The following is a 13,514-nucleotide window of genomic DNA, read 5'->3' on the forward strand; positions in this document are numbered from 1 at the left end:
GCATTTACCTGTTTTTCATCATCGAATGGCGCTATCTAGCCACCACCATGGAGTAGTTAATGAAACCCATGAAAAACCTCGCCCAGTATTATGTCGACTTGCTAGTCAAACTGGGGATTGTTCGCTTCTCTATTTTGCTAGCCCTTGCGCTGGTGGCATTAGCTGTTGTGGTGCAGGTAGGGATTACTTTAGCTCTCAAAGGGCGAGTAGATGATATCGACATTGTCCGTTCGGTGTTTTTTGGTCTATTGATCACCCCTTGGGCGGTTTACTTCCTCTCTGTGGTTGTCGATCAACTAGAAGAGTCTCGCCAGCGTTTAACTAAGCTGGTGTCCAAACTGAAGGACATGCGTTCGCGAGATCAAGAGCTGAATTACCAACTTCAACAAAACATTGAAAAGCTTAACCAAGAAATTGAAGAGCGTATTAAAGCGGAAGAAGCACGTGAAGAGGCGATGCAAGACCTCGAAAATGAGGTGTTCCAACGCGAACGTACTCAATTAGAGTTGGCAGAACGTACCGCATTACTGCGTTCATTTATTGATGCCTCACCAGACTTAATTTACTACCGCAATGCGGATGGTGTTTTCTCTGGCTGTAACCGCGCGATGGAAGAGCTAACGGGCAAGAAAGAGCACCAGTTAGTCGGATTAAGCCCTTGGGATGTGTATAGCAAAGAAATCGCCGAGCATATCGTTGATACTGACCAAAAGGTTTTTGCCGATAATCAAGCAATTACTTACGAGCAATGGCTCGAATACCCAGATGGTCGCAAGCATTACTTTGAGCTGCGTAAAGTGCCATTTTACAGCAAAGATGGCCGCCACCTTGGTCTCGTTGGGTTCGGTCGTGATATCACTGAACGTAAGCGCCATGAAGAGTCGTTAGAGAAAGCAAGCCGCGACAAAACTACCTTCATCTCAACCATCAGTCATGAGCTGCGAACGCCGCTGAATGGCATTGTAGGCTTAAGTCGTATGCTTCTAGATAGTCCGTTGACAGAAGAGCAGCGTAAACACATGCAGACCATCAATGTGAGTGCGATTACGCTAGGTAACATCTTCAACGATATTATCGATATGGATAAATTTGATCGCCGTAAGTTAGAACTATTACCTGCGCCACTTAACTTCGAAGACTTCGTCGCAGAGATTGAGAGTATCTCAGCTCTGATGGCGGAACAAAAAGGGTTACGCTTTGACTTAGAACGTTTAAGCGACTTGCCAAAAGCAATTGAAGTGGATGCAACCCGTCTACGTCAGGTGATTTGGAACTTGGTCAGCAACGCAATGAAGTTCACCAAGGAAGGTGGCGTTGTGATGACAGTGAGCGCGGATGTCGAAGACGATTTTGCGACCATTATTATGGAAGTGGAAGACACAGGTATTGGTATCCCAGACGAAGAGCTAGATAAGATCTTTGCGATGTACTACCAAGTGAAATCAGGCAAGGACAACCTGCATGCGGTCGGTACAGGTATTGGTTTGGCGGTATCTAAGCAACTGATCAATATGATGGATGGTGACATTACGGTTACCAGTGAGGAAGGCTTTGGTAGCACTTTTACTGTATCGATCCACGTTCCGATTGTTGAACTAGCTGAGCCAGTCATTGATGCGAAACGCGACAATGTGCGCCTCAACATATTTATGGTCGAAGACATCGAGCTTAACGTAACTGTGGCTAAATCGTTACTAGAGAGCCTAGGGCACTCTGTCACCGTGGCAATGACGGGCCAAGAAGCGTTAGTGAACTTTGTGCCAGAAAAATACGACTTAGCGTTGTTGGATATCCAACTGCCTGATATGACGGGCTTTGATGTCGCCAATTATTACCGCAAGCATTATAACAATCTTCCTCCATTGGTCGCCTTAACTGCTAATGTAATGAAAGATCGTCGTGAATACTTAGATAACGGCATGGATGATGCGATCAGTAAGCCGCTGGCAGTGAATGCTATTCAGTCAGTGATTGATAAATTCTTCGCTCACCAGTTAGAACAACCTAAGGAAGTGGTGAGCGGTCCCGAAACAGTGGAAGAGCCAGTGCCTTCTCCTGTGATTGAGACACATTTGCTCGATATGGATATGTTAGAGTCTTACGTCGACATTGTTGGTGCAAAACCTGTCTACGACAGCATAAAAATGTTTGAAGATATGATGCCAGACTATATCGATGTCTTAGATTCGAACATGACAGCGAAAGATCAAGATGGGATTGTTTCTGAAGCGCATAAAATCAAAGGTGCTGCAGGTTCAATTGGCCTGAAACGTATCCAAAGTGTGGCGCAAAAAGCGCAATCGCCCGATATGCCAGCATGGTGGGAAAACATTTCAGACTGGGTTGAAGAGATCAAAAATGAATACCAAAACGATATTCAAGTCCTCAAAAGTTGGTTGGAACAAAGGAAATAACATGAAAAGAATCGCACCATTGGCATTAGTCATGGCATTGATGGCAGGCTGTAGTTCCGTTCCAAATGTGAATTGGCAACAAAACAGTCAGATTACGATTAATGAGGTTAATGTTGAGCTCAAAAGTAATTTATGGGTGAACCTCATGCCGAATATTGGGGACGTGGAAGAGCAAAGTATTCAAGGTGCACTTTACCTCGAAGGAGATCAGTTACTTCCTGCAAATCTAACGGCAGAAGCTCTTATTATTAAACAGGGGCAAAAAGAGTGGTTGGTGGACAGTGCGTCTTTAGATACTCGAACGCACAGTGAAAGCCGATGGGAGGTGGCGTTCTCGTCTCACATTGATGTGAACACAGAAAAATCGGTTGATATCGCAGTGCTTCTAGACGATGCGGGTAAACAGCGTTGGTTAGTCGAAAAGTACGTGAAGATTAACAAGGTTTATTAACCGCAATGATGTTGCATTAGTCGTTAGACCTAAAACAAAAAGGGCTTGCTCAATGAGCAAGCCCTTTGCATATTAGCGGTTAAATCTAGTCTTCTAGATCGCCACAGAAGCGGTAACCTTCGCCGTGGATAGTGGCGATGATTTCTGGCGTACCTGAAACAGACTCAAAGTGCTTACGGATACGACGAATCGTTACGTCTACAGTACGGTCGTGTGGCTTAAGTTCACGACCAGTCATCTTCTTAAGAAGATCTGCACGAGTTTGAATCTTACCCGGGTTCTCACAGAAGTGCAGTAATGCGCGGAACTCAGAGCGAGGTAGCTTGTAGCTATCACCAGCAGGGCTTACTAGAGAGCGGCTGTTGATGTCTAGTACCCAACCGTTGAATTCATACTTTTCTACCGAGCGCTTCTCTTCTTGCACCGCGTTAGAGCTCATTGAGCGACTAAGTAGGTTACGTGCACGAATAGTTAGTTCACGTGGGTTGAATGGTTTAGTGATGTAGTCATCTGCACCAATCTCAAGACCTAGGATCTTGTCTACTTCATTGTCACGGCCTGTCAGGAACATTAAAGCAATGTTCGCTTGCTCGCGTAATTCACGCGCTAGTAGAAGGCCATTCTTGCCTGGAAGATTAATGTCCATAATAACCAAGTTGACTGAGTTATCAGACAACACTTGGTGCATCTCTTCACCGTCACTGGCTTCAAAAACAGCGTATCCCTCTGCTTCAAAAATACTCTTAAGAGTGTTACGAGTTACTTGCTCATCTTCAACGATAAGAATCTGCGGGGTTTGCATTGGCGGTACCTAAATTTGTGACAAAATTGTGCTAATAGAATAAATTCTAGGCAAAAATATAACATACAGGTAATGTGATTTTGATAATAAATCAAGTTGATCAAAAAAACACTTCTTTCAGTTATCCGCCCTCCATGGAGTTTTGCCAACTCACCAGTATCCAATGGCGACGTTTATTCTAAAGGGCTTGTTTACCTTTCATTTCCTGCTTTCAGTGGGGCCTGAAACGTAAACACCCTAAGATATTGAGCGGATTTTATATTGTTAACAGCATGCTAACAATGCTCAAATGTTAATTCCATTCAGTTTGTTGATTTATATCAATTGATGAAATGTAACTGTTATTAATCGTTTAAGACTTATGATAGAAAAAAGTAATAAGAACATAGACGCATCGTTATGGAATGCTTATTCAGAATCTTTTTTCAGATTCGAAGCCGAGTGGCGTGTTTCAAACTATGCTGTGATAACCGCTTGGAACCCATACAGTAACTTGAGGTCCAAAGAAGAGAACAGCATAAACAATCACGCGTTAGAAAAACAGCTACAGCACGTTAATTACGCGCCTGTCACGGTAGGTGATAGCGCTTTTACATGGTATGAGGAAAGCTTTGCCGTCGAGTTGTCGCCAGAGGTAGCCGTTGAATTGGCGAGTGACTTTCAACAAAACGCGATTTATTACGTCATTAATGACCAACTTTATCTTATTGCGTGCTCGCAGCCGAAAGTTTTTCATACGTTAGGCTCCATTAAACCTCGGCTCGTATAGAAGGTATAGAAAAGGATACTGCTCACTGAAGCACCGCTTGGGTGAGAAAATTCACGGAGGAAATATGAGAGACATTACACCCGATATTTGTGACCAATTTGAAGACCAAGTGAGCTTGCTTACTTTACCATTGCAGAACTTTGGTCAACGTAGCGCTTTTTACGGTGAAATCGTTACGGTGCGCTGCTATCACGATAACTCGAAAGTGCGTGAAGTACTGGGCGAAGATGGAACGGGTAAAGTATTGATTGTTGACGGACATGGATCGTGTCAGAGAGCATTACTCGGCGATCAATTAGCGATACTCGGAATAGAAAATGGGTGGGAAGGTATCATTGTCTATGGTGCAATACGCGACGTAGCACAAATATCTCAAATGGACATTGGCGTTCAAGCTCTTGGCACCAACCCGTTTAAAACAGAGAAACGCGGGATAGGAGAGGTAAACGTAACCTTAACGATGCAAAACCAAATCGTTCAACCTAAGCACTACGTTTACGCGGACTGGAACGGTGTGTTGATTTCTAAGCAAAAGCTGGACTTCTAAAAACGAAAGCCTAAACCAACCTCAAAGCCTTGTTGCCAATCTTGGTAATCAAGAGTCGCGTGAAGATCCAGTTTATCGGTAATTTTTACGCGACTTGATACTTCAGCCGCGAGGCTACTGTCGTCTTGGCGAATACCTTCCGCTGTTTCGTTCTTGTAAGAGCGAACTGTACTTTTCAGCGTGACACGATCATTAAAGTGATAGCTGATCCCACTCAAAAAACCACTTTGATTTTTGGTAGGAGAGTTATTGACTCGCGCACCGACATAAACGTCTACCGAATCAAAAAGTTCGTAAGCGTAACCCGTATCGATATTCCAAACATCAAAACTGTCAGACTGATAACTGTCGCTGGAAATGAATAGTTTATGAGGAGAAGGGGATGTTTTACCTGGAAGCGGCGGAAGCTCGTTTGCTAGACAAACACCAGGCACAAAAAACAGCAACAGAAAAAGCCCTCTTTTCATGTTCACCACTCCTTGTGTCAACTTTTTTATTAGTATGCGCCCAAAGCTTCTCACTATTAAAGCATAGAATATGAAAGCTAGCTCACCTATTTTCTAAATAATTCGATCCTATGAACATAAGTCACAGTTAAGTTGTTGTTATGTGTCACAACCCTCTCGAATTATTTGATCGTACGTTTTATGGCAAAGATCAGACTAGTTATTAGATAAAAAACCGAACTGGTGATGATGGTTAAGTCCTTTACAAAAACTAACTGTAGATTTTTAAATGATCAATAATGTGTAATTAACTATAAATATCAATGACATTGCTTAGCAGAATTCTCTGAAAGATGGAAAAACAAACAATTTTTTGTTGACTATGTATCAGAAACTCGGTAAACGTAGAGTTAAGCAAACACAATTAACGTTGAATATTTATTTATGCCATCTAACAGCCTAGTAGTAATGACCACGACCATTATTATTACCGACACGACACATGTTGGGGCAGGCTGCTGAGCGAAAGAAATTCACAAAAAAGGCCTGTATCCAACAAGATACAGGCCTTTTTTTATGCTTTTTTATCCAGAATTTAGACAAATTTAAGAAGATATACCGGAGGAAGGGATGCGAGTATTGAAGTTTGGCGGATCATCACTAGCTGATGCAGATCGCTTTTTGAGAGCGGCAGACATTATTGCCAATAACGCTCAACAAGAAGAAGTGGCGGTTGTTCTTTCCGCTCCTGGTAAAACAACAAACAAATTGGTTGCGGTCATTGAAGGCGCATTGCGCAATGGTGAAGCAGAACTACAAATCAAAGAGTTGGAGGAGTCGTTTAAAACGCTCTTCACTCAAGTCCAAGCAGTACTACCCAATATCGATGGTTCAGCTTTCGATAACCAAGTGAAAACTTCTCTCTCTCAATTACGCCAATTCGTTCATGGCATCAATCTTCTTGGCATGTGCCCAAACAATGTTAATGCACGTATTATTAGCAAAGGCGAACGCGTTTCGATTCAATTGATGAAAGCGGTGTTAGAAGCCAAAGGCCAGCCTGCACATCTTATCGACCCAGTTGAATACCTATACGCAAAAGGTGATCACCTTGAAGCCATGGTCGATGTAGATGTTTCAACGCAAAACTTCCGCCAAAACCCTCTTCCTCTGGGCCATGTGAATATCATGCCTGGCTTTACCGCAGGTAACGAGAAAGGTGAATTGGTAACACTTGGTCGCAATGGCTCTGATTATTCGGCGGCGGTTCTTGCGGCGTGTCTGCGCGCAGATTGCTGTGAGATCTGGACAGACGTAGATGGTGTGTACAACTGTGACCCTCGCTTAGTCGAAGATGCTCGCCTACTTAAATCTCTTAGCTATCAAGAAGCGATGGAGCTTTCTTACTTCGGTGCTTCCGTTCTGCACCCGAAAACCATCGCCCCAATCGCACAGTTCCACATCCCATGTCTGATCAAAAACAGCTTTAACCCACAAGGTGCAGGAACTTTGATTGGGCAAGACACTGGTGAAGACAATCTGGCGATCAAAGGTATCACGACGCTAAACGACCTAACTATGGTTAACGTCTCCGGCCCAGGTATGAAGGGTATGGTTGGCATGGCAAGCCGCGTATTTGGCGCAATGTCTTCCGCTGGTGTGTCTATTGTTCTTATTACTCAGTCTTCTTCTGAGTACAGCATTAGCTTCTGTATTGAGGCAGAAGATAAAGCAAAAGCGCAACAAGTACTGGCCGATGCGTTTGAGTTGGAACTGAAAGATAGCTTATTAGAGCCGGTCGAGTTTATTGATAATGTTTCAATCATAACGTTGGTTGGTGACGGCATGCGTACATCGCGCGGTGTTGCATCTCGCTTCTTCTCATCTCTTGCTGAAGTGAACGTAAACATTGTAGCCATCGCACAGGGCTCATCTGAGCGTGCTATCTCAGCCGTGATTCCTGAAGATAAAATCTCTGAAGCGATCAAAGCGTGTCACGAAAACCTATTCAACTCTAAGCACTTCTTAGACGTATTCGTGGTTGGTATTGGTGGCGTTGGTGGTGAGCTGGTGGATCAGATCGAGCGTCAACAGGCGAAGCTTGCGGAAAAAGGCATCGTTATTCGCGTGTGTGGCTTGGCAAACAGCAAAGGTCTTCTGCTTGATAGTGAAGGTCTGCCACTCGATCATTGGCGTGATCGTATGTCGGCAGCGACAGAAGAGTTCAGCCTAGCGCGTTTGATTTCTTTGGTTCAACGTAACCACATCATCAACCCAGTATTGGTTGACTGTACATCAAGTGAAGATATTGCGAATCAATACGCTGATTTCCTAGCTGCTGGTTTCCATGTCGTTACACCAAATAAAAAAGCAAATACAGCAAGCATGGCTTACTACCATCAGCTTCGCGATGTTGCGCGCAGCTCTCGTCGCAAGCTGATGTACGAAACAACTGTGGGGGCGGGTCTACCGGTAATCGAAAACCTGCAAAACCTAATCTCAGCGGGTGATGAGCTAGAGCGCTTCAGCGGTATTCTTTCTGGCTCTCTGTCATACATCTTCGGTAAGTTAGATGAAGGTATGAGCCTAAGTGAAGCAACTAATATCGCAAAAGAAAATGGTTTTACTGAACCGGATCCTCGTGATGACCTTTCTGGTATGGATGTCGCGCGTAAGCTTCTGATCCTAGCTCGTGAAGCAGGCATGTCTCTAGAACTAGAAGACGTTGTGGTTGATCAAGCACTGCCACCAGGTTTTGATGATTCTGGTAGCGTTGATGAATTTATGGCGCGTTTACCTGAAGCAGACGCCTACTTTAAAGAATTATCTGCAAAGGCAGCGGAAGAAGGCAAAGTACTGCGCTACGTTGGTGAGATTAATGAGGGCAAGTGCACAGTAAGCATCGCTGCGGTGGATGAAAACGATCCAATGTATAAAATCAAGGACGGTGAAAACGCACTGGCATTTTACAGCCGTTACTATCAGCCAATCCCACTAGTGTTACGTGGCTATGGTGCAGGCACCGAAGTAACGGCTGCGGGTGTATTTTCTGACGTGATGCGTACTTTAGGTTGGAAACTAGGGGTATAACAATAATGAGTTCAAGTGATATGGATGTAGTGGTTTATGCCCCAGCATCAATTGGTAATGTAAGCGTTGGCTTTGATGTGCTGGGGGCTGCCGTGTCTCCAGTGGATGGCACACTATTGGGTGACCGTGTATTGGTGAAATCTGGGGCTGACCCGTTCAGCCTTAAAACGGCGGGTGATTTTGTTGAGAAATTGCCAACTGAACCAAAAGAGAACATCGTCTACGACTGTTGGCTTGTGTTTGCTCGTGAGTTAGACAAAAAAAGCGTTGAGCTAAAACCACTTGAGATGACGCTAGAAAAGAACATGCCAATTGGCTCTGGTTTAGGCTCAAGTGCATGTTCTATCGTTGCTGCATTAGATGCATTGAACCGATTCCATGGACAGCCACTTAACGAGACAGAATTACTAGCGCTGATGGGAGAGATGGAAGGCAAGATCTCTGGTGGTATTCACTACGACAACGTTGCGCCATGTTACCTTGGTGGTGTGCAACTGATGCTTGAAGAGTTGGGTATCATCAGTCAAGAAGTACCTTGCTTTGATGATTGGTACTGGGTGATGGCGTATCCGGGTATCAAGGTATCAACGGCGGAAGCGCGTGAGATCCTACCATCTCAATACCGCCGACAAGATATCATTGCTCATGGTCGCCACCTTGCGGGCTTTATTCATGCGTGTCATTCTGGTCAGCCAGAACTTGCTGCAAAAATGATCAAAGACGTGATCGCAGAACCGTATCGTGAGAAACTGCTTCCAGGTTTTGCGAATGCACGTCAATACGCAGCGTCTGCGGGTGCATTGGCAACCGGTATTTCTGGCAGTGGTCCGACACTGTTCAGTATTTGCAAAGAGAAAGATGTCGCTGAGCGAGTTGCTCGCTGGTTAGAACAAAACTACGTACAAAACGAAGAAGGATTCGTCCACGTTTGTCGTCTAGATAAGCAGGGTTCGAAAGTAACAGGAAGTGAGCTATGAAGCTTTACAATATAAAAGAAAATGATGAACAAGTTTCCTTTGGCCAAGCCGTTCGCCAAGGGTTAGGCCGTAACCAAGGTCTATTTTTTCCATCGGAATTACCAAAATTTGAAGATATCGATGCGCTGCTTGCAGAAGACTTTGTCTCTCGTAGCACTAAGATTCTATCGGCGTTAATTGGAGATGAACTTACAGAGGAGCAAGTGAATGCCCTTGTTGATGCTGCGTTTCAATTCCCTGCGCCTATCAACCAAGTAAAAGACGGTGTTTATGCACTGGAACTGTTCCATGGTCCAACGCTTGCGTTTAAAGACTTTGGTGGTCGCTTTATGGCGCAATCTCTTGCTGCGGTTTCGGACGGCGGCAAGATCACCATTCTGACGGCAACGTCTGGCGATACTGGCGCAGCCGTTGCGCATGCTTTCTACGGTATGGAAGACATCAATGTTGTGATTCTTTACCCGAAAGGAAAAATCAGCCCACTGCAAGAGAAGTTATTCTGTACGCTTGGTAAAAACATTCACACTGTCGCGATCGATGGCGACTTCGATGCGTGTCAGGCACTGGTTAAGCAAGCTTTTGATGATTCAGCACTGCGTGAAGAGATCGGTCTGAACTCTGCAAACTCAATCAACATCAGCCGTTTGATGGCGCAAATCTGTTACTACTTTGAAGCAGCTGCGCAAATGAGCAAGCAAGAGCGTGAAAACCTAGTGGTATCAGTACCAAGTGGTAACTTTGGTAACCTAACTGCTGGTCTACTGGCAAAAGCGCTGGGCTTGCCTATCAAACGCTTTATCGCGGCAACTAATGCCAATGACACTGTTCCTCGCTACCTAGAAACAGGTAAGTGGGAGCCAAAACCAACAGTCGCAACAACATCGAACGCGATGGACGTGAGCCAACCAAACAACTGGCCTCGTATTGAAGAGCTGTGCCGCGTGAAAGAGTGGGGCTTGGAGACGTTAGGTAAAGGCGCAGTATCTGATGAGCAAAGCGCACAGTCAGTGAAAGATTTACATGCTCTAGGCTACCTATGCGAACCGCATGGTGCGATTGCTTACCGAGTGCTTGAAGAACAATTGCAAGACGGTGAAACCGGTCTGTTCCTATGTACTGCTCACCCTGCGAAGTTCAAAGAAGTCGTGGATGATATTCTAGAATCCGATATCGAGCTTCCTGCGCCACTAGCGAAGCACGCTGCGATGGAGCTGCTATCGGAAGAGCTCGACGCAGACTTTGACGCATTGAAACAAGTACTGCGCCGCGTGCAGTAAGCTTCAAAGTATAGTAAGTATCAAAAACAGAAATAACGAGAGGTGAATGAGTAATCATTCACCTTTTTTATTGTCGGTAAGTTTTGACTCTCTTTATGATTGAGAAACGAACTTAACTAAATGAGATGGAAAGAGAAGCATGCATTTTTTGATTTTTCTTGGCTCAGTGAGAGACAGCACGCCACCACGACCAGCCCGTTTAGGAATGCGAGTCAGTAAAGCGTGTGAAAAACTCATCGCGAGTCAACATTCGCAACATACGGTCGAAATCATCGACCCTTTGAATTACGACTTTGGTGATGTGTTTAAGCCCGAGTTTGCTTATCACCGCTCTAAAGTTCCGCAGAACCTAAGTGAGCTGGCAGACAAAATCAAACATGCGGATGGGTATGTGATGGTTAGCCCGGAATATAACCATTCGATGAGTCCTGCTCTGGCGAACACGCTTAACCATTTCGGCAGTTCGCTGTTTTCTTACAAGCCGAGTGCTATCGTGACCTATTCTGCCGGACAATGGGGTGGTGTTAGAGCTGCCGTTTCTATGCGTACCTTCTTATCTGAACTTGGATGTCTACCTGTCTCTGCGATGATCCACATTCCGAAAGCGCAAGAAGTGTTTGATGAACAGGGCGTTGCTGAGGATGAGTCGGAGCAGACGCAGTGGGATAACTATATGAATCGCACTATGCATCAATTGATTTGGTGGGCTGAAGGGGCGTCACTGCAAAGAGATAGGCGTGATCCAACCTCTTTAGCGCAAGCGTTTCAGAAAGATCCTTCGCAAAGAAATGCACCTTAGAGGCGAGTTGCTTTCCATTATAGAAAGGGTTTAGAAGGATTCTGAAACAAAAAAAGCTTGGTCATTGCAGACCAAGCTTTTTAAATTCTAGCGAGCTAGTTTACTGAGAGATTATAGAGTCTCAGTAAAAGTACGAGCGATTACATCACGTTGTTGCTCTGGAGTTAGCGAGTTAAAACGTACTGCGTAACCAGAAACACGAATAGTTAGTTGTGGGTATTTCTCTGGGTGTGCAACTGCATCTTCTAGTGTTTCGCGTTTAAGCACGTTCACGTTTAGGTGTTGGCCGCCTTCGATACGAGGAGCAGTTTCGATTGCAACTTCACGGCTTTCGTATTCACCTAGGTCGCTGATTGCGATAACTTGGTCTGCTTCGTAGCCAGCAGTTGCAGCAACACAGCGAGCTTCATTTTTTTCGCTATCTAATAGCCAGATAGAGTTTAGTAGGTCGTCGTTTGCCGCTTTTGTAATTTGGATACCTTGGATCATCACTATCTCCTAGACCACTTACGTGGTGATTATTGGTGTTAATTTTCGAATTTTCGTTGAGCTGAGTATTATATAGCTAATATCCACTATTTTAATATTGATTTAAGTCAAAAAACAACCAAAAACATTATTTTTATTAAGGTGATTTTATTGAGTTAAATCAATAAAACCTTTGAAAACAAACTAATTACAATTTATTTGAGAATATAAAAAATATTTAATAACTGGTTTTGTTGTAAATTTACTACAAATTGAGATTAAAGTTTAAACTGGTTAACGCAACTATCTGTATTTAGGTAGCAATACTGAAAGTCTAAAGTGATTAAATGACAAACATGAAAAACAAGCTTGGGAATAAACTCATTGGTGCACATGTCTCTGCTGCTGGTGGGGTCGATCAAGCTCCGTTGAGAGCTCGTGAAATTGGCGCGAATGCCTTCGCACTATTTACAAAAAACCAACGCCAGTGGGTGGCGAAGCCTTTAGAAGCAAAAACCATCAGTGCGTTTAAAGCGAACTGTAAAATGCTGGGTTTCGGAGCAGAGCATATTCTTCCCCATGATTCTTATCTGATTAACTTGGGTGCGCCGGAAGAAGAAAAGCTGAATAAATCCCGCGCGGCATTTATTGATGAAATGGAGCGTTGTAATCAGTTGGGGCTGACTTTGCTTAACTTCCATCCGGGCAGTCACCTAAAGAAAGTCTCTGAACAGGAGTGTCTCGCGACGATCGCCGAGTCGATCAATCTTGCGCATAAAGCGGTGCCGAATGTGATCGCTGTTATCGAGAATACGGCAGGTCAAGGCACTAACTTAGGCTGGAAGTTTGAGCACCTAGCTGAAATCATCGAGCAAGTGGAAGATAAAGATCGTGTCGGCGTTTGTATTGATACCTGCCATACCTTTACGGCTGGTTATGACTTACGTACAAAAGAAGATTGCGAGCGCACCTTTGCAGAGTTCGACCGTATCGTAGGTATGCACTATTTAAGAGCAATGCATCTAAATGATTCAAAAGTAGAGTTTGCCAGCAAAGTAGATCGCCACCATTCTCTAGGTAAAGGAGAGATCGGGTGGGATTGCTTTGAGTACATCGCGAAAGACCCTCGTTTTGATGGTATCCCTCTGATTTTGGAAACAATTGATCCAGATATTTGGCAGCAAGAGATCAACACGTTGCGTCAATTCCATTTAGCGGCCATTGACAGTTAATGGCGTAACCACAAAGTTGGCACCTTTCTTTCTTAGTCATTGAACATCAATCTCTGAATTAGCAAAGAAGGATGCCAACATGTCTCGACCATTCTCTTTTACTCCTTATACTTACACTCGTCGTGTGCTTCGCTTACCGATGCCTAATCGTCACATTACCGGACAGGGGCATTTTCGAACGCCACAGAAGCATTAGTCTTTTATTACTTGTCTCAAGTTCGTGGTAAGTTTTTGTTTGTTTG

Annotated in this window: 13 protein-coding genes and 1 other annotated feature; of the genes, 10 read left to right on the forward strand and 3 right to left on the reverse strand. The window is 44.3% G+C overall.

From position 1 onward, the window contains the following. Window positions 1-59: 59 nt before the first annotated feature. Both arcB and R8N49_RS11990 read left to right on the forward strand, forming a co-directional pair. The gene (gene arcB, locus R8N49_RS11985; RefSeq protein ID WP_005381826.1) at window positions 60-2,414 is read left to right on the forward strand and encodes an aerobic respiration two-component sensor histidine kinase ArcB; all 2,355 of its coding nucleotides are present in this window, start codon (window positions 60-62) and stop codon (window positions 2,412-2,414) included. 1 nt (window position 2,415) lies between these two features. Continuing rightward, window positions 2,416-2,865 (forward strand): hypothetical protein, encoded by a 450-nt coding sequence (locus R8N49_RS11990; protein ID WP_054574283.1) that lies wholly within the window; start codon window positions 2,416-2,418, stop codon window positions 2,863-2,865. Between the two features lie 85 nt (window positions 2,866-2,950). Here R8N49_RS11990 and arcA read toward each other — a convergent pair whose 3' ends face one another. Further along, window positions 2,951-3,667, reverse strand: a complete 717-nt coding sequence (gene arcA / locus R8N49_RS11995) for a two-component system response regulator ArcA (RefSeq protein WP_005381824.1) — start codon at window positions 3,665-3,667, stop codon at window positions 2,951-2,953. Between the two features lie 361 nt (window positions 3,668-4,028). On the opposite strand from arcA, the gene R8N49_RS12000 reads away from it, so the two are divergent. Then, complete coding sequence (locus tag R8N49_RS12000) at window positions 4,029-4,436, forward strand: DUF3293 domain-containing protein (protein ID WP_005381823.1); 408 nt, start codon at window positions 4,029-4,031, stop codon at window positions 4,434-4,436. Window positions 4,437-4,500: 64 nt separating this feature from the next. Continuing rightward, window positions 4,501-4,983, forward strand: a complete 483-nt coding sequence (locus R8N49_RS12005; protein ID WP_005381822.1) for a putative 4-hydroxy-4-methyl-2-oxoglutarate aldolase — start codon at window positions 4,501-4,503, stop codon at window positions 4,981-4,983. Here the strand turns inward: R8N49_RS12005 and R8N49_RS12010 are convergent. Then, window positions 4,980-5,450, reverse strand: a complete 471-nt coding sequence (locus R8N49_RS12010; protein WP_005381821.1) for a hypothetical protein — start codon at window positions 5,448-5,450, stop codon at window positions 4,980-4,982. The two genes, R8N49_RS12005 and R8N49_RS12010, sit on opposite strands and share 4 nt — an antisense overlap. Window positions 5,451-5,873: 423 nt before the next feature. Here R8N49_RS12010 and thrL point away from each other — a divergent pair, with 423 nt between their 5' ends. From thrL to R8N49_RS12035, 5 genes are all read left to right on the forward strand, one after another. Then, entirely contained in the window at window positions 5,874-5,951 is a 78-nt protein-coding gene (gene thrL / locus R8N49_RS12015; protein ID WP_074192076.1) for a thr operon leader peptide, read from the forward strand. Further along, window positions 5,887-6,006 (forward strand) — a sequence feature (Thr leader region). It overlaps the preceding gene by 65 nt. 53 nt (window positions 6,007-6,059) lie before the next feature. Then, window positions 6,060-8,519: a bifunctional aspartate kinase/homoserine dehydrogenase I gene (thrA, locus tag R8N49_RS12020; RefSeq protein WP_005381820.1), complete on the forward strand. Its 2,460-nt coding sequence runs from the start codon at window positions 6,060-6,062 to the stop codon at window positions 8,517-8,519. A 20-nt stretch (window positions 8,520-8,539) separates the two neighbouring features. Beyond that, window positions 8,540-9,496, forward strand: a complete 957-nt coding sequence (gene thrB / locus R8N49_RS12025; protein WP_115385737.1) for a homoserine kinase — start codon at window positions 8,540-8,542, stop codon at window positions 9,494-9,496. Further along, a complete protein-coding gene (gene thrC, locus R8N49_RS12030) occupies window positions 9,493-10,773 on the forward strand; it encodes a threonine synthase (protein ID WP_005381818.1) in 1,281 nt (426 codons plus the stop codon). Before thrB ends, thrC begins: the two co-directional genes overlap by 4 nt. A 139-nt stretch (window positions 10,774-10,912) precedes the next feature. Then, complete coding sequence (locus tag R8N49_RS12035) at window positions 10,913-11,572, forward strand: NADPH-dependent FMN reductase (RefSeq protein WP_053350217.1); 660 nt, start codon at window positions 10,913-10,915, stop codon at window positions 11,570-11,572. Window positions 11,573-11,683: 111 nt separating this feature from the next. Here R8N49_RS12035 and grcA read toward each other — a convergent pair whose 3' ends face one another. Then, entirely contained in the window at window positions 11,684-12,061 is a 378-nt protein-coding gene (grcA, locus tag R8N49_RS12040) for an autonomous glycyl radical cofactor GrcA (RefSeq protein ID WP_005381814.1), read from the reverse strand. Window positions 12,062-12,387: 326 nt separating this feature from the next. Between grcA and nfo the strand changes: the two genes are divergently transcribed. Continuing rightward, complete coding sequence (gene nfo, locus R8N49_RS12045; RefSeq protein ID WP_017821508.1) at window positions 12,388-13,272, forward strand: deoxyribonuclease IV; 885 nt, start codon at window positions 12,388-12,390, stop codon at window positions 13,270-13,272. The last annotated feature ends 242 nt before the right edge of the window (window positions 13,273-13,514 follow it).

The organism is Vibrio sp. 1978, assembly GCF_033344345.1.

What these genes read in the sequence shown, in the direction of transcription:
- arcB (WP_005381826.1), top strand. Translation starts at nt 60, where the DNA reads ATGAAACCCATGAAAAACCTCGCCCAGTATTATGTCGACTTGCTAGTC.
- R8N49_RS11990 (WP_054574283.1), top strand. Translation starts at nt 2,416, where the DNA reads ATGAAAAGAATCGCACCATTGGCATTAGTCATGGCATTGATGGCAGGC.
- arcA (WP_005381824.1), bottom strand. Translation starts at nt 3,667, where the DNA reads ATGCAAACCCCGCAGATTCTTATCGTTGAAGATGAGCAAGTAACTCGT.
- R8N49_RS12000 (WP_005381823.1), top strand. Translation starts at nt 4,029, where the DNA reads ATGATAGAAAAAAGTAATAAGAACATAGACGCATCGTTATGGAATGCT.
- R8N49_RS12005 (WP_005381822.1), top strand. Translation starts at nt 4,501, where the DNA reads ATGAGAGACATTACACCCGATATTTGTGACCAATTTGAAGACCAAGTG.
- R8N49_RS12010 (WP_005381821.1), bottom strand. Translation starts at nt 5,450, where the DNA reads ATGAAAAGAGGGCTTTTTCTGTTGCTGTTTTTTGTGCCTGGTGTTTGT.
- thrL (WP_074192076.1), top strand. Translation starts at nt 5,874, where the DNA reads ATGCCATCTAACAGCCTAGTAGTAATGACCACGACCATTATTATTACC.
- thrA (WP_005381820.1), top strand. Translation starts at nt 6,060, where the DNA reads ATGCGAGTATTGAAGTTTGGCGGATCATCACTAGCTGATGCAGATCGC.
- thrB (WP_115385737.1), top strand. Translation starts at nt 8,540, where the DNA reads ATGGATGTAGTGGTTTATGCCCCAGCATCAATTGGTAATGTAAGCGTT.
- thrC (WP_005381818.1), top strand. Translation starts at nt 9,493, where the DNA reads ATGAAGCTTTACAATATAAAAGAAAATGATGAACAAGTTTCCTTTGGC.
- R8N49_RS12035 (WP_053350217.1), top strand. Translation starts at nt 10,913, where the DNA reads ATGCATTTTTTGATTTTTCTTGGCTCAGTGAGAGACAGCACGCCACCA.
- grcA (WP_005381814.1), bottom strand. Translation starts at nt 12,061, where the DNA reads ATGATCCAAGGTATCCAAATTACAAAAGCGGCAAACGACGACCTACTA.
- nfo (WP_017821508.1), top strand. Translation starts at nt 12,388, where the DNA reads ATGACAAACATGAAAAACAAGCTTGGGAATAAACTCATTGGTGCACAT.